Source organism: Leisingera aquaemixtae (assembly GCF_019801145.1).
In the GTDB taxonomy this organism is placed as follows: Bacteria; Pseudomonadota; Alphaproteobacteria; order Rhodobacterales; family Rhodobacteraceae; genus Leisingera; species Leisingera aquaemixtae_A.
The window spans coordinates 16,166-41,934 of record NZ_JAHVJQ010000014.1 but is presented as its reverse complement, the minus strand read 5'-3'; the positions used below and the strand labels follow the sequence as shown (position 1 = coordinate 41,934).

Here is a 25,769-nt window from a genome sequence, read left to right as displayed (position 1 = left end):
CTCATTAGTTGCTGAGCAATGACCATTTGTAAATGGCGAGTTCCGGCACCACGATTTGGGAGAACTTAGCTGGACTCATGAAATGGCGGCATCCGGAAAACGAAGGCGAGGGCGCAAGGAGCGGCTCAATGCGGCCAGCGAGGCTGGCAGCGTAAGGCCAGTGTGGCCCGGTGTTGAAGGCGGGCGGCTGAAACCGCTTGCGCCTGCGGAGGTTGCGCTGATCGAAGAGACCGCGCTGTCGCTTCTGGAAACGCTAGGGCTGAGCCAGGCCATTCCGTCCATGATCGACAAGGTCTGCACCGCGGGCGGGCAGCTGACCGAAGACCACAGGCTGCTGTTTCCGCGGGCGCTGGTGCGATGGGCCGTTGAAGGCGCGCAGAAGGCGTTCAAGCTGTGCGGCCAGGAGCCGGAAAACGATCTGCAGATCTGTGGCGCGCGGGTCCACATGTCGACCGGCGGCGCGGCACCGGGGGTGTTCGACCTCGACACCGGGGCCTATCGCGACTCGACGCTGGCGGACCTGTATGACGCGGCGCGGATTGTCGACCGGATGGAGAATATCCACCACTTCAGCCGCTCGGTGGTGGCCCGCGACATCGAAGACAACGCAGCGATGGATCTAAACACCGCCTATGCCTGTCTGATGGGCACCTCCAAGCATGTCTCGATCTCTATCAGCACCCCGGAGAACGTGCGGTCAATCGCGGATCTCTGCTACCAGATCGCCGGCGGCGAAGCCGCGTTCCGGGCGCGGCCCTTCCTGACGGTGATGGTCTGCCATGTGGTGCCGCCGATGCGCTTTGCCGAGGAAGCCTGCGAGGTGCTGGAGGCCGCGATCAACGCAGGGTTCCCGGTGCAGCTGATCAGCGCGGGCCAGGCCGGGGCGACCAGCCCCGCCACAATCGCCGGGTCGCTGGTGCAGGCGGTTGCCGAAACCCTGGCCGGGCTGGTGTTTGCACGGCTGGTGGACCCGGAGGCCAAAGCGATCTTTGCCCCCAAGCCGCTGGTGGCCGATCTGCGTACCGGGTCGATGTGCGGCGGCGGCGGCGAGCAGGCAATCCTGATGGCGGGCGCGGCCCAGATGGGGCGGCATTTCGGCCTGCCGGTCTCCTCCATCGCGGGGATCACTGATTCCAAGTGCCTGGACGCGCAATATGGCGCCGAGAAATCCCTGGCCGTGGCGATGGCTGCCCATGCAGGGGCTAACATCGTCACCCAGGCAGCGGGCATGCAGGCGAGCCTGCTGGGCGTCAGCCATGCGGCCTATGTCAGCGACAATGACCTGCTGGGCAACGTCCTGCGCACGATCCGCGGGGTCGAGGCCACGCCGGAAAACATTGCCGCCGATGTGATCGCCCAGGTGTGCCGCGGTGAAGGCCACTATCTGGGGGAGCAGCACACTTTTGAGCGGATGAAATCCGACTACTTCTATCCGCACATTGGCGACCGCAGGTCTCCGCGCGAATGGCAGGAGGATGGCGCCCGGCCGGTTGGCGAGGCGGCGCGGGACACGGCCCGCGAAATTCTGGGCGCGCATTTTCCGCAGCATGTCAGCGATGAGACCGACCGCGCGCTGCGCGCGGCCTTTGATATCCGGCTCACCCGTGAACAGATTGGCAGGCCCGCATGAGCAACAGCGAACTGAGCAACCGCGCCCTTGCGGCGCTGCCGGGCGGCGTCAGCCACGAGCTGCGCTACCGCGCGCCGCACCCCATCTATGTTGAACGCGCCGCAGGCGCTGAGAAATGGGATGCGGAGGGCCGCCGCTACATCGACTTCAAGATGGGATCCGCCAGCCAGATGCTGGGCCACGGCCACCCTGCAGTCGTCGAGGCGCTGCAGCGGCAGGCCGCCCGCGCGATATTCAGCGCCGATTGCCACGAGGCCGAGATCGAATGGGCGGAATGGGTCAACCGGCTGTTTCCCTGCGCCGAACGCACCCGTTTCACCGCTTCGGGCAGCGAGGCGACCATGCTGGCGATCCGGCTTGGCCGGGCCTGGTCCGGCAGGGACAAGGTGCTGCGGGCCGACGGCCATTATCACGGCTGGCACGACCACACATTGAAAGGGGCCAAGGCGGGCAGTCTGCAAGCTGCGTCGCTGGGCGTACCCGATGCGGTGACGGGCTTGATCGAGGTCTGCGCCGCCGATCCGCTGGCAATGCAAGCGGCCCTGCAGGACAACAGCATCGGCACCGTGATAATCGAAGCCTCCGGGGCCAACTATGGCTCTGTACCGCTGCCCGTGGAAACTTTGCGCGCCCTGCATGACACGGCCCGGGCCGCCGGGGCGGTGCTGATCTTTGACGAGATCATTACTGGCCTGCGCTGGTCGCCTGGCGGGCGGCAGGCGCGAGACGATATCGTGCCGGATCTGACGACGCTGGCCAAGGTCGCGACCGGCGGCCTGCCGGGCGGTGCCGTCTGCGGCCGGGCGGAGATCATGGAGCTGATGAACAATTCCGCTGCGCGGGACGGGCTGTCGCCGCCGGTCAGCCACAAGGGGACCTTTAACGGCTCCCCCCTGATTGCCGCGGCCGCCTGCGCGGCGATGCCGCTTCTGGCCACCGGAGAGGCGCAGGCACAGGCCGATGCCATGGCAGAGCGCCTGCGCGACGGCCTTAATGCGCTGATGGCGCGGCACGGCATCGCGGGATGCGCCTACGGGGAGAGTTCAACCTGCCACCTGCTGTTCGGTGCAGCCGACCCGGCGGGGCTGAACCCGGTTGAAATCCGCAGCGTGCCACCTGTCTTGGTGGCTGGCCTGCGCGGCGGCCTGCTGGCGCGCGGTGTGGATCTGATGAGCCATACCTCCTGCGTGACCTCCGCGGCGCATACCCCGGAACTGATAGACGAGGCGCTGGACGCCTTTGATGCAGTGTTTGCCGCGCTTGTTCAGGACGGAGTGCTGCAATGACTCTGCCTTCCCGCGCCCGGACCGTGATCATCGGCGGCGGCGTTACCGGCTGTTCCATTGCTTACCACCTCGCCCGCGAGGGGCGGACGGACATCGTGGTGCTGGAACGTTCCAAGCTGACCAGCGGCACCACCTGGCACGCGGCAGGGCTGGTGCGCCGACTGCGGCCCTCGGCGACGCTGACCAGGCTGATCAACTACTCGATCGACCTTTATGGCGAACTGGAAGTTGAGACCGGCCAGGCCACCGGCTGGACCCAGACAGGTTCGCTGACGCTGGCCACCAACCCGGACCGGCTGACCAATATTAAGCGGCAGGTGTCGCTGGGCCGTGCCTTTGGCCTCGAGGCCGAGGTGGTGGATGCCACCCGCGCCAAGGAGCTGTGGCCGCTGATTGAAACAGACGATGTGATTGGCGCTGTCTGGTCGCCTGCTGACGGGCGGGTGAACCCCTCGGATGTGGCGCTGGCGCTGTCCAAGGGCGCGCGGGCACGGGGGGTGCAGATTTCTGAGGACACCGCCGTTACAGGCCTGCGGAAGAAAGGCGGGCGGATTGCCGGCGTTGAGATTGGCGGCCATGTAATCGAGGCGGAGGAAGTGGTGATCGCCTGCGGCCTCTGGTCCCGTGAAGTTGCGGCAATGGCGGGCGCCCATATGCCGCTATATGCCTGCGAGCATTTCTACATTCTGACCAAGCCGTTGCAGGAGGTGCAGGCGCTCGGCAAGGGCGCGCATCTGCCGACGCTGAACGATCAGGATGCCTTCCTATACGCCCGCGACGATGTCGAGGGCCTTCTGGTCGGCTGTTTCGAACCCCACGCTAAGGGGCTGCCGTTGGACCGGCTGCCCAAGGACTTTTCCTTTGACCTGCTGGACGAGGACTGGGACCACTTCACGCCGATGATGGAAAACGCCCTGCGCCGCATCCCCGCCTTGGAGAGGGCTGAGGTGCGGATGCTTCTCAATGGCCCCGAAAGCTTCACCCTCGACAGCCAGTTCATGCTGGGGGAAAGCCCCGAGGTGCCGGGGTTGTTCCTGATGGGCGGCATGAATTCCACCGGCATCGCGCTGGCAGGCGGGGCAGGGCGCGCGATGGCGGAATGGATCATCGCGGGCGAGCCGGCGATGGATCTGAATGAGGCTGATATCCGCCGCTTCAGCCCCGAGATGAACGTGCTGGGTGCGCTAGAGGCCCGCATCCCCGAAGTGCTAGGCCGCCACTATGACAATCCCTATCCGGGGCGGTCGATGGAGACCGCCCGCGGCCAGCGCCGCTCGCCCATCCACGCGGGTCTGGTTGCGGCCGGTGCAAGGTTTGAAAGCCGGGGCGGCTGGGAGCGGGCGGTGCATTTCGGTGGCGAGGCGGCGCATCTGCCGCTGACCTTCGGGGTGCCTGCCTGGCGTGATCAGGTGGGCCGCGAGGTGGAGGCCTGCCGCAGCGGCGCCGCCATTCTGGATCAGAGCGCCTTTGGCAAGATTTGGGTGCAGGGGCCGGATGCCTGCGCCTTCCTCAACCATCTCTGCGCCGCGCAGATGGACATTCCTGAGGGCCGTATCGCCTATGCCCAGATCCTGAACCGCAAGGGCGGCATCGAAAGCGACATCACTGTGCAGCGGCACGGGCCGGAGACCTATCTGATGATCGCCGGCGCCGGCGAAGTGGTGCGCGATCTGAAACGGATGCGGGAAACCAAAGGTGACTTCCGCGTGGAGTTCACCGATGTGACTAGCGGCTATGCAATCCTTGGTTTGGCGGGCGCACAGGCTCGCGAGGTGCTGCAAGCCACTTCAAACAGTCCTGTGCCGGACCTGAAACGCTTCCAGTTTGGCCCGGTTGAGATCGGCCTGGCGCGCGGCTGGGCCGGTCGCCTCAGCTTCACCGGCGAGGAGGGCTATGAGCTCTACATCCCCGCCGATATGGCGATGGCGGCCTATGAGGCGCTAGTAGCAGCGGGCGCAAGCCACGCCGGGCTTTATGCCAGCGGCTCCTTGCGGATCGAAAGCGGTTTCCGGGCCTTTGGCCATGAACTGGGCCCCGGCACCACGCCGCAGGAGGCCGGGCTGGAGGCATTCTGCGCCTTTGGTACCGGCTTCGTAGGCGAAGCGGCTTTGCTGGACCACAGGCCGGAGCGCCGGATCGTCTCGATTCTGTTTGACGGCCCGGAGGCGATCCCGATCCATGATGAGCCGGTTTACTACGGCGGCCAAGTTGTGGGCCAGATCACCTCGGCCGCCTGGAGCTACAAATATGGCCGCTCGGTTGCGCTGGCGATGATTGACGTCCCGCCCGGCGGCACCGCCGGGCCGCGCCCGACCCTCCCCACGGGAGGGCGCGATGCGCCCACCCAGGGTCAGGCGCTGCCCTCTGCGCTTCTGGAAGGGGCGGTTGTCAGGGGCTTCGAGGTTGAAATCGCCTGCACGCGCTATGCCGCCCGCGCGTCGCTGAAACCTGCCAAAGAGGCGTTTGCGCATGACTGACATCACCCGCACCACACAAGTCGCTATTATCGGCGGCGGTATCATGGGTGTGGCGGCCCAGTTCCAGCTGGCCGAGAACGGCTGGACCGACACGATCCTGTTTGAAAAGGCTGAGCTGACCTCCGGCTCCACCTGGCATGCGGCGGGGCAAATTGCCCACGCAGTCGGCAGCCGGCTGATGGGCTGGATCAACAAGACCTCGATCGAGACCTACAAGAGGGTTGAGAAGGAGACCGGCCAGAGCATCGGTTGGCATGAGGTCGGCGGTTTCCGCATTGCGACAACCGATGATGAGGTCGACTGGATGAAGTCGATCATGGGGGTCGGCAAATTGCTGGACCTGCCGATGGAGCTGGTTGGCCCGCAGGAAGTCGCCCGGGTGAACCCTTTTTACAAGGTGGACGGCGTCAAGGCGGCCGTGCGCACCTTTGAGGACGGCCATATCGACCCTTCATCCGTCACCATGGCGCTGGCAGCAGCCACCCGGGCGCGTGGCGCGAAGATCGAGCGCCGCAACCAGGTGCTGGGCGCCTCGCGCAAGGGGGGTATGTGGCTGTTGCGCACGGAAAAAGGCGATGTGCTGGCCGAACATGTGGTGATTGCAGCAGGGTCTTATGCCAATCAAGTCGGCAAATGGTTCGGGCTGAAAATTCCGTCTGTCAGCTGCCTGCATCATTATCTGGTGACAGATACCGTTCCTGAGTTCGTGGACCGCCCGGAGCTGCCGGTGATGCGCGACAATGCCTATGGCGGCTATATCCGGCAGGAGCAGAAATCCGGCCTCATTGGCATCTACGAGGGCCATGTCTGCCCCACCGTCTGGGAGATGCCGCAGGGCGCGCCCTGGGCCGCGGAGAATGAGCTGTTCGAAGCGGATTACGACTCCATCGGCGGTTTTCTGATGGTGGCGTTCGGCAAGATGCCGGTGCTGGCGGAGCTGGGCATCAAACGCGTGGTGCGCGGAGCGATCACCCATACGCCGGATGGCGGTATGCTGGTGGGACCGTCGGGCGCGCCGAATGTCTGGCTGTGCTGCGGCTCTTCCATCGGCCTTGCTTGGGGCGGCGGTGCGGGCAAGGTGCTGGCCGACTGGATGGTGCATGGCGAGACCCAGATCAATACGCGCGGTCTCGATCCGCGCCGTTATGGCAATTTCTCGACTGATCATTTCATCGTAGAGCGCACCAAGGACGAGTTCATGCGCCGCCATGACACCCCATGCCCCGGCAAGCAGTTCGAGAGCCTTCGCCCGCTGAACCGCCACCCGCTCTACGACCGGCTGGCCGCCAAGGGGGCGGTGTTCGGTGAGGTCGCGGGCTGGGAACGGCCGCGCTACTTTGGTGAGGTCGGCGAGACAGAGCAGATCGGTTGGGGCCATCAGCCCTGGCATGCCAACGCAATGGCGGAGGCCAAGGCAACAAGAGAGGCGGCCGGCGTCATCGACCTTTGTGCCTTTGCCCAGTTTGAAATCACCGGCAGGGACGCGGGTGCACTGCTGGACCGGTTGTCGGCTAACAAGCTTCCGCTCCGCGACGGGCGGATGAGCCTCAACCACCTGCTGACAGTGAAAGGCCGGTTCGAGACCGAAATCACCATCTGGCGCATCGCGAAGGACCGCTATTTCACCGGCTCGCCGATTGCCCGCGCTAACCCGGATTTTGACTGGCTCAAATCACATATCCACGACGGCGAGGACGTGCGGATGATCAATCGCAGCCAGGATTGGGGCATGCTGGCGCTCTCCGGCCCGGCCTCGCGCCGGATCCTGGCGGAGCTGACGGATGCGGACCTCTCGAACCGGGCGTTCCCCTGGCTGTCGGCGCAGGAGATCACCGTGGCGGGTGTACCCTGTTACGCCCTGCGCGTTTCCTTCGTGGGGGAGCTTGGCTGGGAACTGCACGCGCCGCTGGAGCAGATCGGCGAACTCTACGACGCGCTGTTTGCAGCCGGAGAGAAACACGGGCTGGCCGATCTGGGGTCTTATGCCTTCAACGGCATGCGGATGGAGAAGGCCTACCGTGCCTCCGGCGAGCTGACCACCGACGCGGGGCCGCTGGATGTGGGGCTGGAGCGGTTTGTGGCGGCGGAAGGCCGGGAGTTTCTGGGCAAGGAAGCCTTGCTGTCCCGCGATCCGGGCTGGGAGCTGTTCTACGCCGAACTTCACGCGGACGGCATCGATATCCATGGCGGCGAGCCGGTGCTGCGGGAGGGAAAGCCCGTCGGCCTGACCACCTCCGGCGGTTATGGCTACACGGTTGGCAAGTCGCTGGGCTGGCTTTTTGTCCGCAAGGGCACGCCGTGCGAAGGGCTGACCGTGCAGATCCTGAACCGGGAATTCCCGGTGACCATCCATGATGAAGCAGTTTTTGACCCGCAGAACCTGCGGCCCCGTTCCGAGGATTGAGACCATGACCACAATCAACACCAAGATCACCGGAGGCGAGGCCGTCTACCGCGTTTTGAAGGCCAATGGCATCGATACCGTATTCGGCCTGCTGGGCGGGTCGATGCTGGAGTTGTACGACGCGATGTATCAGGACGGCGAAATTGCCTACATTGGCGCCCGGGATGAGCGTGCGGCGGGCCATATGGCCGACGCCTGGGCGCGGATGACTGGCAAGCCCGGGGTGGTGCTGGGGGCGCAGGCGGGACCGGGCGTGGTCAACATCGTGACCGCCGTGGCCGAGGCGCAACTGGCCTATTCGCCGCTGGTGGTGATCGCTGGCGCCATCACCCGGGCCGACCAGGCCAAGGACACCTTTCAGGAAGTTGACCAAGTGGCGCTGTTTGCACCGATCTCCAAACGCTCGGTCATGGTCACCGATCCGGCGCGTCTGGCGCCGATGCTGGAGGATGCGATCCGGCTGGCCAATTCAGGCCGCCGCGGGCCGGTGGTGCTGCATGTGCCGCGCGACCTGTTTGCCGCCGAAGTTGCGGCCGTAGACCCCAAGCCGGTGAACATCGCCCGCCCGGGGCCTGCGGCGCCGGAAGATATCAGCGCCATCGCGGCAATGCTTTCCACCGCAAAACGCCCGGTGATCTTTGCAGGCGGCGGCTTCAAATGGGGCAGAGGGCGCGCGGCGCTGACCGCCCTGGCCGAAACGCTGGAGCTGCCGGTGGTGGCCTCGACCGGCCACGCGGACGTGATGCGCCACGGCCATCCCTGGTTTGCAGGTCAGGCCGGCCCGCGCGGCAACCGGGTAGCCAGCCGCCTGACCAAGGAAGCCGATGTGATGGTGGTGCTGGGCGCGCGGCTGGGTTTCAACTCCACCTTCCACAGCAACGACTATGTCGGCGCGGAGACACGCATCGCCCATGTGGACATCGATAGCTCTGCCGTGGGCCGCTACTTTCCGGCCGAGGTCGCGGTGCAGGCCGATGCCCGGCTGACGGCTGAGGCGTTGGCCGCAGCCGCGACGAAACCAGCTGCGGATGAATGGCGCGCGAGTTTTAAATCCGATATGGAAAGCCTCGCTGCTGAACGAGCGGAGGAAGCGCGGATCGCCACCCTGCCGATGCACCCGCGGCGGGCGTTGGCAGAGATCCGCGCTGCACTGCCGGAGAGCGCCATCGTTACGCTTGACACTGGCAACACCTGCCTGCAGGCCGCCGACCGGCTGGCGCATTACGAGCCCCTCAGCCTGATCACGCCGCTGGACTTCGGCCTGGTCGGCTTTGGTTTGGCGGCGGCCATCGGCGCCAAGGCTGCCGCGCCGGAGCGCCCGGTTGTGGCAGTGATGGGCGACGGCGCCGCGGGCTACACGATGATAGAGATACAGACCGCCATTCAGCACAGGCTGCCGGTCATTGTGGTGGTCCTGGATAATGAGGCCTGGGGGGCCGAGAAAGCCTATCAGCAGGAATTCTATGGCGGCCGCCTTCTGGGGGCCGAGATCACCTCGCCGCGCTATGACAAATTTGCGGAACTGTGCGGCGGCAGGGGCATCTGGGTGGATGGTCCCGGCGAAATGGGCCCGGCGCTGGAGGCGGCGATCGCCAGCAATGAGACCACCATCATTCAAGGCAAGATTGATCCGGGTGCGCTGATGACCCTGCGCAAGGATCTGTTCACAGCGCCGGTAAAGGAGTGAGTGCCATGACCACTTGGGACACGATCATTATCGGGGCCGGCAATGCGGCATTTTGCGCTGCCCACGCCGCACGGGAAAAGGGGGCAAGCGTGCTGATGCTGGAATGCGCGCCCGAGGCGGAAAACGGCGGCAACTCCCGCTATACCGCAGGCGCCATCCGCTTTGCCTATGATGGCGCGGACGATATCCGCGCGCTCTGCCCCGACCTGAGCGAAGAGCAGATCGCGATCACCGACTTTGGCACCTACACGCAAGAGCAATTCTTTGACGACATGTTCCGCGTCACCCGCTACCGCACCGACCCCAACTTATGCGAACGGCTGGTGACCGCCTCGCGAGAAACTATGCATTGGATGCGCGGCAAGGGCATCCGCTTCATGCCGATCTACGGGCGGCAGGCGTTCAAGGTCGATGGCCGGTTCAAATTCTGGGGCGGGCTGACGCTTGAGGCCTGGGGCGGCGGCCCCGGCCTGGTGGATGCACACACCGGAATTGCCAAAGAGGCTGGTGTCGAGATCCGCTATGAAACCCGTGCAGTGGAGATCTTGACCGACGGTTATGCGGTGACCGGTGTCAAGATTCGCCACAGGGGAGAACTCCGGGACCTGCGGGCAAGATCTGTGGTGATCGCCTCGGGCGGCTTTCAGGCCAGCCCGGAAATGCGTACCCGCTACCTCGGCCCTGGCTGGGAGATGGCCCGGGTGCGCGGTTCCCGCTTCAACACCGGCGAAGGCATCAAGATGGCGATGGCGGCGGGTGCCTCCACCTATGGCAACTGGTCGGGCTGCCACGCGGTCGGCTGGGACTACAACGCGCCGGAGTTCGGCGACCTGGATGTGGGCGACGGCTTCCAGAAGCATTCCTACCCCTGGGGAGTGATGGTGAACGCCATGGGGCGCCGGTTTGTGGATGAAGGCGCGGATTTCCGCAACTACACCTATGCCAAGTACGGCCGGGTGATCCTGAACCAGCCGGACCAGTTCGCCTGGCAGGTTTTCGATGCCAAAGTCACCCATCTGCTGCGAGACGAATACCGCATCAAACGGGTGACCAAAGTGACGGCCCTGACGCTGGAGGAGCTTGCGCAGAAGCTGGAGGGGGTCGACCCGCAAGGCTTTCTCGATGAAATCCGCACCTACAATGCAGCGGTGGACACCAGCACGCCGTTTGACCCGAATATCAAGGACGGCCGAGGCACCCGGGGGCTGAGCGTGCCGAAATCCAATTGGGCGAACACCATCGCCGAAGGCCCGTTCGAAGCCTACCAGGTGGGTTGCGGCATCACCTTCACCTTCGGCGGCCTGAGGATCGACCCGGACAGCGCGCAGGTCCTGGACAATGACCTTGCGCCGATCCCGGGCCTGTTCGCGGCAGGGGAACTGGTCGGGGGGGTCTTCTATTTCAACTATCCAGGCGGGACCGGCCTGATCAGCGGATCTGTCTTCGGCCGGCTGGCGGGGGCGCATGCCTTTGGCGGATAGGGAAGGCTGGCTTCCTCAAACCGCCGGCCATGTTTGCCTTCACTCTTGCATCGAGCTCGTCGATCAGCGGTTCCAGCTTCTCGAAGTCAAATTAGCCAGCCGCCACACCTTCCCTTTTTTGCAGATCAAGGCCGTCCGTCCAAATGTAGCCGTTTGCTTCAAGAAGTGGCGTCCACTTGGGGAGCCGCTGGGCGCCTTTTCAACATCTGGATCTGGAAGGGCAGGCTGGCCCAGCGGTTTTGTGAAGGCCTTGAAACCCGACCGGGCCGCCGCCGCAACCGCGCCCTGAATGCCTTGCGTTTCCGCTTTGCCCAAGCACCCTTTGCAAAGATTCCGGCAGTTTCGTAGCTCCGATCTTGGACCGCGGCGGCACTTTCCGCCGCGACAAGAAGAACCTACTCGGCGCATGCAAGGAGGTACGCGACCACCCGGCGGCAATCGTTGACACAATCAACCGCAGGGCCTTATCATTTTCGGACTATCTCCCTTGTTTGGTGTTGCTGTTTTGTGGGGTATTTGGGGATGGTAATGGTTCCGGTCTCTGGCTGCCTCTGCGCGATGCAGGCATGCCTTGGGGTTCCAGTCAGCAAATAGTTGCGTTTCCCCTGCTGCTCCGGCAGCTGGCTCCGGCGTGTCCGCCCGCCAGGGAAAACACCTGTTCCTCCCGCAGACCTGCGCCCTGGCGAAGGGAGTGTTGTGACTGCCCGCGCATTCCGCGAGGCGGCCATTGTGCTGCCGCGGCCCGCCTGCGGCGGTCTTAGACGCGCGCCTTGCAGGCGCTGCAGTTCGACAGGGGGACACTATGGCGACGATCAGCATTACTTCCGCAGACGCAATCGAAAGCGTGGGAGCCGGGTTTGGCGGGTTCGTGACTTTCACGGTAACCCTGTCCGAGGTGCCGGCTGACGCCGTAACGGTCCAGTACCGCACCATGGGCGGCAGCGCGAATGAAGACATCGACTATCCTGAGGAGTCCGGGACCATCACGTTTGCACCGGGCGAGGACACCCAGACGGTCGAATTCCGCGTCCGTCACGACACGCTTGATGAGACCGACGAGGGGTTTGTCCTGGAGCTGTTCAACCCAAGCGGGGCGTCCTTCCCGGGACGCGCAGCGGTGCTGCGGCAGACCGCCTTTGTGCTGGATGACGACGGCGCGGGCCTGGACCGTGCTGTCTTTGTGTCTTCTCCGGTGATCGTAGAAGCCAACGGAGGAACCCAGAAAGCCGAATTCACAATCCGCCTGTCCGAGGCATCGGCTTCCAGCATCACGCTTGACTACCGGACCGAGGACGGCAGCGCCACGGCAGGTGAAGATTACACTGCAAAGTCGGGCAGCGTGACATTCCAGCCGGGCCAGACCGAAAAAACGGTCAGGGTCGATCTGAACGGTGACAAGGCGGTAGAGCCTTCTGAGTTCTTCCACCTGATTGTCAGCCCTGACGCCAGTCTCGGCGGAACGGCTGAGGGGCTCGCAGGGACCGCCACCATCCTGGACAATGACGGCGGCGGCGGTCAGCCGCTCCTGTCCCTGGTTTCGGCCGATGCGGTTGAGAGCATCGGCGCGGGGTTTGGCGGTATTGTCGTCTTTACGCTGATGCTTTCGCGCCCCGCCGCAGATGCAGTCACCGTGAACTACCGGTCGCTGGCGGGTTCTGCGGATGAGGACATAGATTTTCCCGCCTTTGACGGCACGGTGACCTTCGCCCCGGGTGAAACCGTGCAGAAAGTCGAGGTCCGGGTCCGCCACGACACCGCGGATGAGACGGATGAGGATTTCGGCATTGAGCTGTTCGATCCCAGCGGTGCCAGCTTTGCCGGAAAGGCCAAGGTGCTGCGTGCCTCTGCCTTCATCCTCGATGATGACGGTGCAGGCGTTGACCGCGCGCTGACGGTTTCATCCCCCATGATTGTCGAAGGCAACGGCGGCGCCCGCAGCGCGCTGTTCGAGGTGCAGATTTCCGAAGCCTCGCCAACGCAGCTGGAATACGAGTATGCGACCCGGGACGGCAGCGCCAAAGCGGGTGAGGATTATGCGGCGCAAAGCGGAACCCTGCGGTTTGCCCCCGGTCAGACCAAGGCCGTGGTCGAAGTCGAACTGACCGGCGACACGGCGGTGGAGCTCAGCGAGTTCTTCCACCTGTCAATCACCCCAGGCGCCGGGTTAGGCGCTTCGGCCAGGGGGCTGACGGGAACGGCAACGATCCTTGACGACGACGGCAGCGCCAAGCCGGTGATCTCGCTGGCGGCCGCAAATGCGGTGGAAAGCATCGGAGCAGGCTTCGGCGGCATTGTGGTGTTCACCATCACCCTGTCAAAACCTTCGGCGGACACCGTTGAAGTGAATTACCGCTCGCGGGCCGGATCCGCGGATGAGGATATCGATTATCCCGGGTTTGACGGAACGGTGGTTTTTGCCCCCGGCGAAACCTCGAAAACGGTCGAGGTGCGGGTCAGGCATGACACCGTTACTGAAACCGACGAGAATTTTGGCATCGAGCTGTTCGACCCGGCCGGAGGTATCTTCGCGGGCAAATCCAAAGTTCTGCGCGCGGATGCCTTTATTCTGGACGATGATGGCGCCAACCTGGACCGCGCCCTTATGGTGTCTTCGCCGGTGATTGTGGAAGGCAACGGCGGCGCCCGCAGTGCGCTGTTCGAAGTGCAGCTCTCTGATCCGGCCGCCAGCTTGCTGGAGTTCGACTACACGACGCAGGACGGCAGCGCCGTTGCTGGTGATGACTATACCGCGCAAAGCGGCAAGCTGCGCTTTGCTCCCGGTCAGACCAAAGCAGTGGTCGAAGTAGAGCTGACCGGTGACAGAACGGTCGAACCGTCCGAATTTTTCCATCTTGCGGTGACCCCAACCAGCGATCTCGGCAGCACCGCCGAAGGGCTGGTGGGCACCGCAACCATCCTCGACGACGATGGCGCCGGCAAGCGGCCGGTGCTGTCCGTCTCCGCGGCTGATGCGGTTGAAAGCATCGGAGCCGGCTTTGGCGGCACGGTGGTGTTCACCCTTACCCTTTCGAAGCCCGCCGCAGACGCGGTTGAAGTGGACTACAGCTCGGTAGCAGGATCGGCCACCGAAGGGATCGATTACCCGGCCTTCTCCGACACTCTTGTCTTTGCCCCCGGCGAAACCTCGAAAACCGTTGAGGTGCGGGTCCGGCATGACAATGACATCGAAAGCGACGAGAGCTTCGGTATCAAATTGTCCGGCCTTTCCGGTGCGGAATTTGCGGGCGGAGGCAAGGTGCTGCGCAGTTCGGCATTCATCCTTGACGACGACGGCGTCAACCTTGACCGCACCATTCAGGTGACTGCAACCCAGGCCGAGGAACCCCCGGGCGGCGGCCGGTTCGCGGTATTTGAAATCGCCTTGTCAGACCCATTCAGCGAGACACAGACAATCCGCTACGCCACCAGGGACAATTCCGCTACGGCCGGTCAGGACTATGTGGAAACCAAGGGGGTTCTGACTTTTGCACCGGGCCAAACCAAAGCTGCGGTCAATGTCGGGCTGTTGCCGGACTACCGTGCCGAAGGGACCGAGGCGTTCTCCCTGCTGCTGAGGCCGGGCAGTTTCCCGGCCGAGCTGAATGCGGCCAGCAGCGTGCTCAGGGCCAAGACGCAGATCCTGGACGATGACATCAGGGGCACGGGGCAGAACGACAACCTCAGGGGCACCGGCGGGCCGGAAGGCATCTTTGGGCTGGGCGGTGCTGACACGCTCAGCGGCCTTGGCGGGGCTGACCGGCTGGACGGCGGCAGCGGCGGCGACCGGCTGGCTGGCGGCAAGGGCGGCGACACTTTGCTGGGGCGCGGCGGAAAGGATGTTCTGCTTGGCGGCAAGGGCGGAGACAGCCTGATCGGCGGCCCGGCAGCGGACATGCTGACAGGCGGGGGCGGCGCGGATGAGTTTGTTTTCAACATCGGGGATTCCGGCCCGGGAGCAAACAGGCGGGACACCATCACCGATTTCAGCCGCCAGCAAGGCGACAAGGTCAATCTCAGCGGGATTGACGGCGATCAGGAAACGGCAGGTGTCCAAGCCCTTTCATGGATAGGCCGGGACCAGGAATTCACAGACGCTGCAGAAGTAAGGTACGACACGGCCCGCTCGCTTCTGGAAATCAATCTGGACAGTGACCTGGATGCCGAGATGGCAATTGACCTTGATGGTTTGGCTGTTTTCGGAGTGAATGATCTCTTGCTGTGAGTGCGCTGCAAGTAACGGCTGGAGCAGCTTTGGTTGCAGCGCCCGGTGCCGAAATTGAGCCAGATGCCTCCAGGGTGGGGTATCCGCCCGTTAGCTCGTTAGAAGTTTCCTTTCGCTATGCAGATCGAGGAGCAGATGTCCGTTTCAGGACGGCGAGCGGCGGATTGCTTCGGCAGTATTGCTGCTGCCCGGTAGCCGCGGCTGTGATCTCGCTGCGGCCAAGCGGCAGGCGTTATTGCCGGCCCGCCAAGCGCCTTTTGCACGGCGGCTCAAACCGGACACTTGCCTTGGCCATCGCTGCCGCCCGGTGGAATACGGCCCCATCGGCTGACGTCCTCTCTCAGCGACCGCGTGCATCGTGCTATATTCTTTTCGGGCGTCTCAAGTCCCAGTCCTCAGGGAGTGAATGCTGATGTGAAAGGAGGTTTGTCATGACCGATTCCGAAACCACAAGACCCGCAGGGGTTAACGTTGCCGCGGACCTCAAGTGGCAGGATCTGCGCGCGGCAATTGCGGCAGGTTGGGCCGATTTCAAGACCATGCCATTTTACGGGCTGTTCTTTGCCCTTTTCTACATGCTGGGCGGGATAGTGCTCTACTTCGGAATGATCTCCAGCGGGCAGCTTGTCTGGTTCATTGCCGCAGCCGCCGGCTTTCCGTTGTTCGCGCCATTTGCAGCCATCGGGATTTACGAGGTCAGCCGGCGCCGTGAAGTAGGTCTAGACGTAAGCTGGCCGGCAGTGCTCGGGGCGCTGCGGGGCCGGGGCAATGGCCAGCTCTCGGCGATGGCCGTGACGGTGCTGATTGTCTTTGGTTTCTGGATGGTTCTTGCGCGCGGCATCTTCGCTATTTTCTTTGCACAGTCCGGGATCGGGCAGGAATCGGCCGGTATGCTGCTTTCAGCGCAGGGGACGGCTATGCTGGCGGTCGGGACTTTGGTCGGCGCGATGATTGCACTCGCGCTGTTTTCAGTCACTGTCGTCAGCCTGCCGATGCTGCTTGACCGGGACGTGGATTTTGTGACGGCAATGATCACCAGCCTTGAGGTGGTGCGCCGAAACCGGAATACGATGATGACGTGGGCGGCACTGATCGCGGCGGCGCTGTTCGTGTCGATGCTTCCGGTCTTTGCCGGGCTTTTGATTGCGTTGCCGGTGCTGGGGCATTCTACATGGCATTTATACCGCCGCGTTGTACCAGCGGCTGGGTGAGTGGAACGGGCGCCGGTGCCTGGCCGGCGCAATCAGAAAGGCGAACCTGGCCTTTTTTGTGCCAGCACATCGAACCGGCAAGGGATTAGATGACCGTCCGCGAAGGGCTGTTGCCAGGTGCCTAAACCTGCAACATCCTTGGCACTGCGATCCTCCGGCATTGGCTTAAACAGCTTTTGGCGGATTTTGGGCTGGTTGGGCGGCTCAGCGGCGCAGCACGCCGTTGCGGATACTGGCAGGCACTGCTGCCTGAATGTCCAGCGCACGGCCTATCAATTCTCGTCTTGTCTCCGGTGCCACCACTCGGCCAGGCGGCTGCAGGTCACGCCGTTCCGAGATCTGAAAAAGACCAGCCGGAAAACCCCGTCCAGTTCCACAAAACTCCCAGAGGCTTTGCGCTTGAATGCGGCTTGCCAGCCTGCAATTGCAGTGTTCCCTGCAACAGACCAGACCTGGGCTGAAAACCGGACGTCTTCCTGTGCGTCTGCCGCACCTTCTTGCCAGTACTGTCTGATCTGATCGCGGCCTGTCAGCGGATCGCTGAACGGGGTCTCATGGTATTCTGCTGCGACCGTGAACAGGGCGGCCGCCTTGTCCGGATCGCCATCGGTCCAGGCAGTTCCATAGGCCCTAAGCCAGTCTTCAACATCCTGTTCTCTCATGCCGGCCTCCATTTTTGCGAGTGGCTGGCGCACGATCCTAGACGTACTGCTGCAGGCCGACGGCACCGCCGCCGGCCCGACTGGTCACGCGGCCAGTGACTGCGTTACCTTGACCAGCTTTTCTTTGTCGATGTCGTACATATAGCCGTAGATATTGGCATGCTTGGGTGTTCCGGCGGAGCCGCGCATCAGCTGGACGTCATGTTCGAGTGAGTCTGTGTAGTCGCTGATGCAAATGCTCTCCGCGGGATACAGCGGTGCGATATCGGCATCGTGCTCCTGCCTGTAGGCGTCAATGATCCCCTGTTTTGTGAATGAGGTGGCGCCGCAATGGGTGTGGTGAACGATGACGATGTTCTCGACCCCGAACAGATGCTGCGCCACCGTGACGGAGCGCAGGGCGTCATAGGCCCGGCCGCCGGCCACGCAAACTTCGAACACATTTGTCGTTGAGGCGATCTTGTTGCCGCTATCGTCGGTGACGATGTCCCCGGGGTGGGTCTGGCCGAATTCTTCGGCCACCAGCCGCGGCACCTGGGCGATGCGCGGGTCATAGCAATAGACGACCACGGTTTTCAGCGGCACCGCCTTGGCGAATTCCTTGCGCACCGCCGCTTCGTCAAAGCCGGGCTGTTTGGAAAAGGCATAGGCGTCGAAGTTCTGATCATTGCCACACATGTTAAACTCCTTTCATCAGGTTAGAAAACGGCTGCAAGCGCGCGCTGCACCGCTGCGCGCTCCTGCGCCTCGCGGTGCCAGCGCCGGGTGGCCGGCAAGTCCTTCAGACGGCCGGTGCCAAGCAGATGGATCATGGGAAAGGCGGCACAGTCTGCCGCCCCGAAGCTGCCGCCGCCAAGGAAGCTGCTGGTGTCAAGCCGCTGCTCGATGGCAGCAAGCGCGCGCATTGCCCGCGCCTCGCCAAAGGCCAGGGCAGAGCTGCTGCCCTCTTCGCGCTCCAAGCTGAGGCCAAAATTGACGGGTGCCACTAGGTCGGTCATCACCAGGCTCAGGGTTTCCAGCGCATGGGCGCGGTCCGCCCGGGCGGCTGGCAGCAACTGGCCGGACTTTTCGGCCAGATACAGTAGGATCGCCATGGATTGGCTCAGGGTGATCTGGGCGCCGCAAGGGCCTTCGCTGTCGATGATCAGCGGCACCTGACCCATCGGGTTGAGGGCAAGGAACCCCGGCCTGTCCTGATCCCGCTCGCGAAGGTTCACAGGCACGGTCCGGTAAGGCAGCCCGGTCTCCTCCAGAGCGATCAGCACCCTGTAGGTGTTGCCGGTGGTCCAGCCGTAGAGATCAATCATTGCTCTCTCCCGCAGCCGGTGCCGGGCTGTGATCCAGCCTGATCTGCAGCTCCTTCATAACCGCGCCGTAGCCGCCGGCCATCAGCCCGGTGATCCGGCCTGCGTCGAGATTCAGCTCAACCGTGATCTCGCTGGGCGAAGCGGGCTCCATGAAGTGGCCCTGCTCGATCAGCAGCTTTGGCCTGCGCACGCCGAGGTGGTCATACAACGCGCAGGCCAGCGGTCCGGCCGCCATGCCGGTGGCCGATTCCTCGCTGATGCCGTAGCGCGGCGCGAACATACGGGCGGTTGCATCGGCCGATGTAGCTTCGGGATCCGTCGTGAAGACATAGAAGCCGATCAGATCCAGCGCCTCGCTGATTGCGTCGATCCGGGACAGTTCCGGTTTGACGGCTCTCAGCGCAGCGGCATCCTTGACCGCAACCAGAACAAAGCTGTTGCCGGTGTTTGCAAGCTTCGGCGCAAAGCGCGGATCCAGATCTTCCGGCGCCAGCCCGAGGGCAGCCAGCACGTCCTGCTCCTGAACACCGCGGTCTGCCCAGTCCGACGGGTCTTCGTAGCGCGGCGCCAGCTGTTCCATATAGGCGGCACCGTCGCGGATGATGATCTTGCGCGGGCCATCCACGGTCTCTTTCGAGGTCGCGCCTTCGCCCACCCGGCCGAGCTCGGCGAGATAGCTGAATGTGGCAATGGTTGCGTGGCCGCAATGGGCGATGCGCCGCGCCGGGGTAAAGAAATCCAGCTTGAACCCTTCGGTTTCGGAGCGGGAGACAAAGGCGGTTTCGGACAGGCCGACCTTCTGCGCAATTTCAAGCATTTGCGCGTCGCTCAGACCGTCCGCATCCAGCACAACGCCAGCAGGATTGCCACCAATGGCCTGCGGACGGCCGGCCGCGCCGGTGCCAAGCCGCGCCAGATCCTCGTCACTCAACCCATCGCGCCCAGCTTTCAAAAGCTCAGGGTCGCCATTGTCTTGAAGGGTGACAAATCCATTGACGATACGGGCGGTGACGGTGGTGGCGTTGCGGGTCATGCTTTCAGTTCCTTTTCATGAATTGCCGTCAGCATGATCCATCCCTTGCCAGGAATACATTGATATAACTATGATCCAGGTTCATGAAACAGACCGACAGCCTGCTGCCAAAGCTGATCCAGAGCTCACCCTTGCTGGAGGCAATAGCCGAAGAGCAGAACTTTACCCGCGCCGCGGAACGCCTCGGTATTGAACAGTCGGCAGTCAGCCACAGGATCAAGGCGCTAGAGGAAGCGATCGGGCTGCCACTGTTTGACCGCACAACCCGCCGGATCACGCCGACCGACGCCGGCCGTATCCTGTGTGACGCCGCGCAGCACAGCGGCAGCGCCTGGCGCGCCGCCCTCACCCGGCTGCACGACCTCAAGACCAGCCGCAGCCTGCGCCTGTCGGTGTCTTCTTCGGTGGCGATGAAATGGGTTGTGCCCGCCCTGCAGCGCGCGCAGGACAGCGGGCTGGATCTTCTGGTCGACGTGGATGACCGGCTGGTCGATCTGCACGCAGGCGAGGCCAAAGCCGCAATCCGCTATGGGCTGGGCCCTTATCCCGGGCTGCATTCCGAGCCACTGCTGCAAGCGGTTTTGCTGCCTGTCAGCCGGCCTGGATACCTGGGGCCGGTGCCGCTGCAGGACTATTGCCGCCAACCCGGCGCCCGGCTGCTGGTGGACCGTTTCGGCGAAAGCGACGGCACCGGGTTTAGCTGGCAGGAGTATTTTGGCGGCCGCGGCTGGGCGATTGAGTTCGAACGCTCGATCAATGCCTTTGCCCGCGCCGATCTTGCCATTCAGGCCGCCATCGGCGGCATGGGGGTTGCGCTGGGCCGCAGCCTGCTGGTGGAAAACGATCTTGAGGCCGGGTTCCTGGAAGCCGTTGGCAAGCCGGTGAAATCCCGTGCCCGCTACTGGCTGGTCACCACGCCGGCCAACGCGGCCACCGATGGCTATCAGGCGCTGCGGCAGTGGGTTCATGAGGAGATTTCAGCAGTGAGAGTGCAGCAAACGGAGCTCTTCAGCACGGCCTGATCCCCATATTCATGAGGCGGGCTCATGTACATATGGTTCGCCCCGCTCCCTGTTTCTGAGCTAGCCAGCAGGCAGATGCTCAGTTCAGCGGGGGTGCGGCATGCACTATGTCCTTTGCGATGTCTTCTCGGATGGCCCGTTCACCGGCAACAGCCTGGCGGTTTTCCCTGATGCGAGGGCGCTGAACGGCCGCCAGATGCTGCAGCTGACCCGGGAGCTCAAGCACTTCGAGTCCGCCTTTCTGACCGGTCCTGCTCTGCCGGACGGCAGCCGGCCGCTGCGGGTTTTTGACCTGGAGGAAGAGCTGCCCTTTGCCGGCCATCCGCTGCTGGGCGCCGTGGCCGTGCTGCATCATCTGGAGCGCCCCGCAGAGACGGCTGAGGCTGTCTTTGCCCTGGGAGAAAGGCGGGTCAGCCTGCGATCCGGCCGGCGCGAAGCCGGGTTTGACGTGCAGATGGATCAGGGACAGCCGTTGTATCTGGCAGATTTGAACGGCCCCGCCGCCCGGGAGCTTGCCAGCTGTTTCTCGCTGGCGCCTGAAGATCTGGCCCCGGGTCTGCCGATGGAAGTCATTTCCACAGGGCTACGCTATCTGGTGGTGCCGGTTCACCAGGGCCTGGACAGGGCGGCCATCCGGGTCCCGGATCTGGAGCATCGGCTGGCGGATGTGGGCGCCCAGTTTGCCTATCTGTACGATGTTCATCGGAACGAGGGGCGCCACTGGACAAACGACGGACGGATCGAAGACATCGCAACAGGCAGTGCCGCGGGTGTCATCGGCGCTTATGCTCACAAACACGGGCTGCTGAACGCGGCAAGCGGACTGGAACTTAAGCAGGGGCAGCATGCAGGCCGCCCTAGCCGGATTTCGGTGCGGGTGGACAGCGGACCGGACGGGATCACAGCCATCCATGCCGGCGGCCAGGTCTCGATCCTTGGCACCGGCCGGTTCGAGGTGCTGCCATGACCCCCGTCCTTCGCCATATCACTCGCGAAGAAATCTCTGCCCAGCTGTCCCACACGGCACTGCTGTCACCGGTGCGTCAGGCGATGATCGCCTACAGCGCTGGAAAGGCAACGTCGGCGGCTCAGGTGCTGTTCCCGGCGTCGGGCGCCGATGTGCATATCAAAAGCGCGGTTCTGCCTGGCGCCCCCATTTTCACCGTCAAGCTCGCGGGCTGGTCGGAACGCCTGAAAGCAGATACCGGCAACGGCCATAGCGGGCTGATCCTGGTCTGCGATTCCAGGACCTGCCAGCCGCTTGCGCTGCTTCGCGACGGCCATTTGATTTCCGACTACAGGACCGGCGCCGCCGGCGCTTTGGCCGGACACAGCTGCCTGTCCGCCGGGGCAGTGGATGCGGCGCTGCTGGGCGCCGGAACGCAGGCACGCCATCAGGTCCAGGCACTGGCACAGTTGCGGGAGATCCGCAGCCTCCGCATCTGGGCCCGCAGGCCTGAGGCAGCCAAATCGCTGGCAGCCGCCCTGCAGGCTGAGCTTCCGGCAAGCCGGGTCTCCGTTGAAGGCACCCCTTCAGAGGCAATGCGGGGCGCCGGCCTTGTAGTGGCCGCCACGGCCGCCAGAGCGCCATTGTTCCATGCCGAAGATGTAAAGCCCGGACAGACAGTGATCAGCGTCGGGGGCGATGACGAAATCAAGTGCGAGCTGCCCCCGGGGCTCCTCTCCCGGGCCGACAAGGTCTTTACCGACAGCCTCGGACAGGCCCGCGCCTATGGCAACGCAGCCCGCGCCCTGTCTTCTGGCCTGGCGGAGGCAGAACTTGGGATGCAGGAATTGGGCGCTGCCTGGGCCAGCAATGACCGGCTGCGCAACAGCGAACGCCAAGTCATCGTTTGCAGCCTGACCGGGCTGGGCGTGCAGGACCTTGCTGCGGTTTCAACCTTATTCAACTGGGAAACACCCCGGACACACTCCGCACCCGCTCAAAAGACCGGATAAAAGCGGCGGCCTTGAAGAACCCGCTGCGGCGAGCGGGACCTGCTTCCGCCTTTTCATAATGACCGATGTGAAAAATTAAGGAGACACGAAAATGACCGACACTCTGGGCTGGAAAATCGAAGGCCATTCGTTCCGGGACGGCAGCCTGCTGGCAGATTGGGAAAAGATCTACCAGGACAGTACCTGGCACTGGCAGTACGACACCCACGAGATGACCTTCGCCATCTACAAACACGATGGCCAGTACTGGAAACTGTATCATGCCCGCTTTGTGCAGCCCGGCGCCGATAAATATTCTTATGGCTTTGGCGGCCAGTCATGCCGGATGGTGGAGGTGGAATACACACGCCGTGCGCGCTCGACCCATTCTCACATGCTGATGGAAAAGGGCGACCGCCAGTGGATCCGGACCTATGAGTATGATCCCGCGATCATGACCGTCATCACCGCCGGGGAAGAGAACGGTAAATACGGTGCGCCCTATACCGAAATCCGCAAGAAGCAGCGGGCCTGACCATGGCCGGGCCTCTTTGCATCATCACCGGCGTCGGCGATGCCACCGGCAGCGCCACGGTGCGCAAGTTCATCTCGCAAGGCTACCGGGTGGCTATGATCGCCCGCAACGCGGAACGCCTGCAAGCGCTGGCGGACCAGAACCGCGGTGCGCAGGCCTATGCCTGCGATCTCTCTGACCTGAAGGCCTTCGAAAGCTGCCTGGCCGGCATCGAGGCGGAAATGGGCGTGCCGCGGGTGCTGGTATATAATGCAGTGTCGCATAGTTTTGGCCGGTTCCGCGAACTGGATCCGCTGGAGATCGAACGGAACTTCCGGGTCAATACCACCGCCCTGCTGGTCTTTGCCCGCTTCTTTGCGGACAAGATGGCAGCCAGCGGCGGCGGCGCGATCCTCGCCACCGGCAATACGGCGTCGCACCGCGGGGTGCCGAATTATGCGCTGTTTGCCCCGACCAAGGCGGCGCAGCGCAATCTGTGCGAGGCGCTGGCGCGGGATCTGGGTCCGGAGGGCATTCACGTCTGCTACCTGTCGGTGGATGCCGCTATCGACGTGACCTGGCTGGGCGCCAGCGACGCTGAACGCCCCAGCTGGCTGGTGCCGCCAGCAGACTGGCCGCATGCGCGGGAGGACTTTTTTGCCCATCCGGGCGGCATCGCCGAGGAGATATATCACCTCACTCACCAGCACCGGACCACCTGGTCATTCGAAACCACAATCCGCCCCTTTGCGGAAAAGTGGTGATCCTCTCTGCGCGGCCCTAGAGGCGCGCTCAACCTGGTCAACTGCATACTGCCAGAAGTACTCCCTGCTGCCGCCGGGAAGGGGGCGCCGTTAGCTGCTTGTCGGCGTCTCTGCCTTGCCAGCCAGGCGGTCTTCGCCTGTGACGACCACGGTTTCGATCTCATGCTTCTCCAGCATGGCCCTGATGCCGTCCGGCGGGGGGCTGTCGGTGAAGAACACGTCGATCGCGGACATCTTGTCGAGCGAGACTGGCGCGCGTTTGTTGAATTTTCCGCTGTCCGCCACGACGATGCAGACCTGCGCGTTTTCGGCGGCGATGCGCGCGATATTGGCTTCTTCGAGATCGTGCAGCATGAAGCCCAGCTCGCTGTTCACCGCGCCGACCGAGAACACCGCCAGTTGAACATTGAGGCGCCGCACCAGGTCCAGCGCCTCTGCGCCGAAAGCGCCGCCGTCATGGGCGCGCAATTCGCCGCCCGCCAGGAAAACCCGGTTGTTGTTGCGCATGGCCAGCGTCTGGGCCACGAAAACCGAGTTGGTGACGACAAACAGGTTGCTGTGGTTTCTGAGCGCCAGCGCGACATAGGCGGTTGTCGAGCCGATATCCAGGAACACGGAATCCCCGTCGCTGATCGTCTGCGCCACGGCCTGGGCCAATTCAGTTTTCACATCGGCCTGCGCGCCGAGACGGTTCTCAAACGGCGGTTCGATGACATCTTCGTTCAGATGCACCCCGCCATGCACCTTGCGCACGATATTGCGCTCTTCCAGCGTCTTGACGTTGCGCCGGATGGTTTCGTTGGACACGTTCAGCCGTTCAGCAAGCACGCTGACGCGGCAGGAGCCGCCAGCGCGGTGAAGCTCGCGCAGGATCTCTTCTTCACGCTGATTGGTTGATTTCTGGTTCATCTTGGGCATTCGGGGCGCTGTTGGGGTTTCACTACAGGTGTATTCAGAAAAGCCACATATTGCAACATTAGCCCACGCATCTTGGTGTCGTAACTGGTGATTCTGAATATTTAGTGTTGCTTTTTGTGGTTTTTGTTGACGAAAGGCCCTGCTGCCTGCACGATATTCCCACGCGACGCCAAGAATCGCACATAACGCCACATAACAGGGAAATCCACATGCGACAGAACCTCAGTGTTTTGGGGGCCGCGGCTCTGACAGCCGCCGTTTCCGCATCATCCGCCTGGTCGGCGGACTCCGCTGATCCAATCAAACTGACGCTGCATGACTGGTCCGGCCAGCTGATCAACACCAAGATCATGGGCAGCATCCTGCAGGAGGCCGGATACAACGTCGAATACGTCCAGGCGGATTATATCGCGCAATTTGCCGGGCTGAAGACCGGCGACCTGCATCTGGCCATGGAGATCTGGGAGACAACAGGCCGCGAAGCGCTGGACGAGGCCACTGCGTCCGGCAAGGTGATCAATGCAGGCGAGACCGGTCTGATGGCGATCGAGGAATGGTGGTACCCGGCCTATATGAAGGACCGTTGCCCGGGTCTGCCCGACTGGCAGGCCCTGAAGGATTGCGCCGAGGAATTTGCCACCGCGGAAACCTCTCCCTACGGCCGGTATGTCGGCGGTCCGGTGACCTGGGGCGGTTTTGACGAAGAGCGGGTCGAGGCGCTGGAGCTTGAGTTTGAAGTGGTTCACGCCGGCACCGACGCGGCGCTGTTTGCCGAGCTTGAATCGGCCTACCAGCGGCAGGATCCGATCATGCTGTGGGTCTATGTGCCCCACTGGGCGTCGGCCAAATACGACGGCGAGTTCGTCGAGTTCCCGGCCTATTCGGCGGAATGCTATTCCGATCCGTCGGTGGGGGTGAACCCGGACAAGGCCTATGACTGCGGCAAGCCGCGCGGCCCGATCTGGAAAGCCGCCTGGGCCGGGCTGCCGGAGAAATGGCCGGGTGCCTATGAGATCATCCAGGGCTACAGCCTCAGCAACGAGGAAATGAGCGCGATGGTCGGCAAGGCGGATCTGGAAGGCGTGGATATCGACACCGTCGTCTCTGACTGGATGGCCGCAAACAAGGACCGCTGGTCCGGCTGGATCGGCAACTGATCCAGGACCGCCAGGGCGGCGTTCCGCTCTCACCCGCCCTGGCAGCATTTCTGCCC

Annotated in this window: 19 protein-coding genes; 14 read left to right on the top strand and 5 right to left on the bottom strand. The window is 63.5% G+C overall.

All coding sequences use genetic code 11. The features are described 5' to 3' along the window. Positions 1–82: 82 nt before the first annotated feature. From KUW17_RS21515 to KUW17_RS21480, 8 genes are all read left to right on the top strand, one after another. Positions 83–1,630 (top strand): trimethylamine methyltransferase family protein, encoded by a 1,548-nt coding sequence (locus KUW17_RS21515; RefSeq protein WP_222482365.1) that lies wholly within the window; start codon positions 83–85, stop codon positions 1,628–1,630. Continuing rightward, positions 1,627–2,916, top strand: a complete 1,290-nt coding sequence (locus KUW17_RS21510; protein ID WP_222482364.1) for an aspartate aminotransferase family protein — start codon at positions 1,627–1,629, stop codon at positions 2,914–2,916. Before KUW17_RS21515 ends, KUW17_RS21510 begins: the two co-directional genes overlap by 4 nt. Beyond that, positions 2,913–5,393 carry an FAD-dependent oxidoreductase gene (locus KUW17_RS21505; RefSeq protein ID WP_222482363.1) on the top strand — a complete coding sequence of 827 codons (2,481 nt, stop codon included), beginning with the start codon at positions 2,913–2,915 and terminating at the stop codon, positions 5,391–5,393. The genes KUW17_RS21510 and KUW17_RS21505 overlap by 4 nt, the downstream gene beginning before the upstream one ends. Then, entirely contained in the window at positions 5,386–7,797 is a 2,412-nt protein-coding gene (locus KUW17_RS21500; protein ID WP_222482362.1) for an FAD-dependent oxidoreductase, read from the top strand. Before KUW17_RS21505 ends, KUW17_RS21500 begins: the two co-directional genes overlap by 8 nt. A gap of 4 nt (positions 7,798–7,801) precedes the next feature. Further along, the gene (locus tag KUW17_RS21495; RefSeq protein ID WP_222482361.1) at positions 7,802–9,484 is read left to right on the top strand and encodes a thiamine pyrophosphate-binding protein; all 1,683 of its coding nucleotides are present in this window, start codon (positions 7,802–7,804) and stop codon (positions 9,482–9,484) included. 5 nt (positions 9,485–9,489) lie between these two features. Beyond that, a complete protein-coding gene (gene tcuA / locus KUW17_RS21490; RefSeq protein WP_222482360.1) occupies positions 9,490–10,965 on the top strand; it encodes an FAD-dependent tricarballylate dehydrogenase TcuA in 1,476 nt (491 codons plus the stop codon). 802 nt (positions 10,966–11,767) lie between these two features. Next, complete coding sequence (locus tag KUW17_RS21485; RefSeq protein WP_222482359.1) at positions 11,768–15,187, top strand: Calx-beta domain-containing protein; 3,420 nt, start codon at positions 11,768–11,770, stop codon at positions 15,185–15,187. Between the two features lie 431 nt (positions 15,188–15,618). Beyond that, positions 15,619–16,398, top strand: a complete 780-nt coding sequence (locus KUW17_RS21480; protein ID WP_222482358.1) for a DUF2189 domain-containing protein — start codon at positions 15,619–15,621, stop codon at positions 16,396–16,398. A 272-nt stretch (positions 16,399–16,670) separates the two neighbouring features. Here the strand turns inward: KUW17_RS21480 and KUW17_RS21475 are convergent, their stop codons facing one another. The 4 genes from KUW17_RS21475 to KUW17_RS21460 are packed head-to-tail and all read right to left on the bottom strand — an operon-like array spanning position 16,671 to position 19,400. Continuing rightward, positions 16,671–17,093 (bottom strand): nuclear transport factor 2 family protein, encoded by a 423-nt coding sequence (locus tag KUW17_RS21475; protein ID WP_222482357.1) that lies wholly within the window; start codon positions 17,091–17,093, stop codon positions 16,671–16,673. A 51-nt stretch (positions 17,094–17,144) separates the two neighbouring features. Further along, complete coding sequence (locus KUW17_RS21470) at positions 17,145–17,738, bottom strand: hypothetical protein (RefSeq protein ID WP_222482356.1); 594 nt, start codon at positions 17,736–17,738, stop codon at positions 17,145–17,147. Positions 17,739–17,758: 20 nt separating this feature from the next. Continuing rightward, positions 17,759–18,367 carry a glutathione S-transferase family protein gene (locus KUW17_RS21465; protein ID WP_222482355.1) on the bottom strand — a complete coding sequence of 203 codons (609 nt, stop codon included), beginning with the start codon at positions 18,365–18,367 and terminating at the stop codon, positions 17,759–17,761. After that, positions 18,360–19,400: a PhzF family phenazine biosynthesis protein gene (locus KUW17_RS21460; protein ID WP_222482354.1), complete on the bottom strand. Its 1,041-nt coding sequence runs from the start codon at positions 19,398–19,400 to the stop codon at positions 18,360–18,362. Before KUW17_RS21460 ends, KUW17_RS21465 begins: the two co-directional genes overlap by 8 nt. A gap of 83 nt (positions 19,401–19,483) precedes the next feature. Between KUW17_RS21460 and KUW17_RS21455 the strand changes: the two genes are divergently transcribed. The 5 genes from KUW17_RS21455 (at position 19,484) to KUW17_RS21435 (ending at position 23,638) form a co-directional block, all read left to right on the top strand. Beyond that, the gene (locus tag KUW17_RS21455) at positions 19,484–20,422 is read left to right on the top strand and encodes a LysR family transcriptional regulator (protein ID WP_222482353.1); all 939 of its coding nucleotides are present in this window, start codon (positions 19,484–19,486) and stop codon (positions 20,420–20,422) included. Between the two features lie 100 nt (positions 20,423–20,522). Next, positions 20,523–21,389 carry a PhzF family phenazine biosynthesis protein gene (locus KUW17_RS21450; RefSeq protein ID WP_222482352.1) on the top strand — a complete coding sequence of 289 codons (867 nt, stop codon included), beginning with the start codon at positions 20,523–20,525 and terminating at the stop codon, positions 21,387–21,389. After that, positions 21,386–22,381: an ornithine cyclodeaminase family protein gene (locus KUW17_RS21445; RefSeq protein ID WP_222482351.1), complete on the top strand. Its 996-nt coding sequence runs from the start codon at positions 21,386–21,388 to the stop codon at positions 22,379–22,381. Before KUW17_RS21450 ends, KUW17_RS21445 begins: the two co-directional genes overlap by 4 nt. A gap of 91 nt (positions 22,382–22,472) precedes the next feature. After that, on the top strand, positions 22,473–22,895 hold the full coding sequence (locus tag KUW17_RS21440; RefSeq protein WP_222482350.1) for a hypothetical protein: 423 nt from the start codon (positions 22,473–22,475) through the stop codon (positions 22,893–22,895). A 2-nt stretch (positions 22,896–22,897) separates the two neighbouring features. Then, a complete protein-coding gene (locus tag KUW17_RS21435) occupies positions 22,898–23,638 on the top strand; it encodes an SDR family NAD(P)-dependent oxidoreductase (protein ID WP_222482349.1) in 741 nt (246 codons plus the stop codon). 90 nt (positions 23,639–23,728) lie between these two features. Here the strand turns inward: KUW17_RS21435 and KUW17_RS21430 are convergent, their stop codons facing one another. Beyond that, positions 23,729–24,547: a DeoR/GlpR family DNA-binding transcription regulator gene (locus KUW17_RS21430; protein WP_222482348.1), complete on the bottom strand. Its 819-nt coding sequence runs from the start codon at positions 24,545–24,547 to the stop codon at positions 23,729–23,731. A 218-nt stretch (positions 24,548–24,765) separates the two neighbouring features. On the opposite strand from KUW17_RS21430, the gene KUW17_RS21425 reads away from it, so the two are divergent. Further along, complete coding sequence (locus KUW17_RS21425) at positions 24,766–25,713, top strand: ABC transporter substrate-binding protein (RefSeq protein WP_222482347.1); 948 nt, start codon at positions 24,766–24,768, stop codon at positions 25,711–25,713. Positions 25,714–25,769 lie beyond the last annotated feature (56 nt).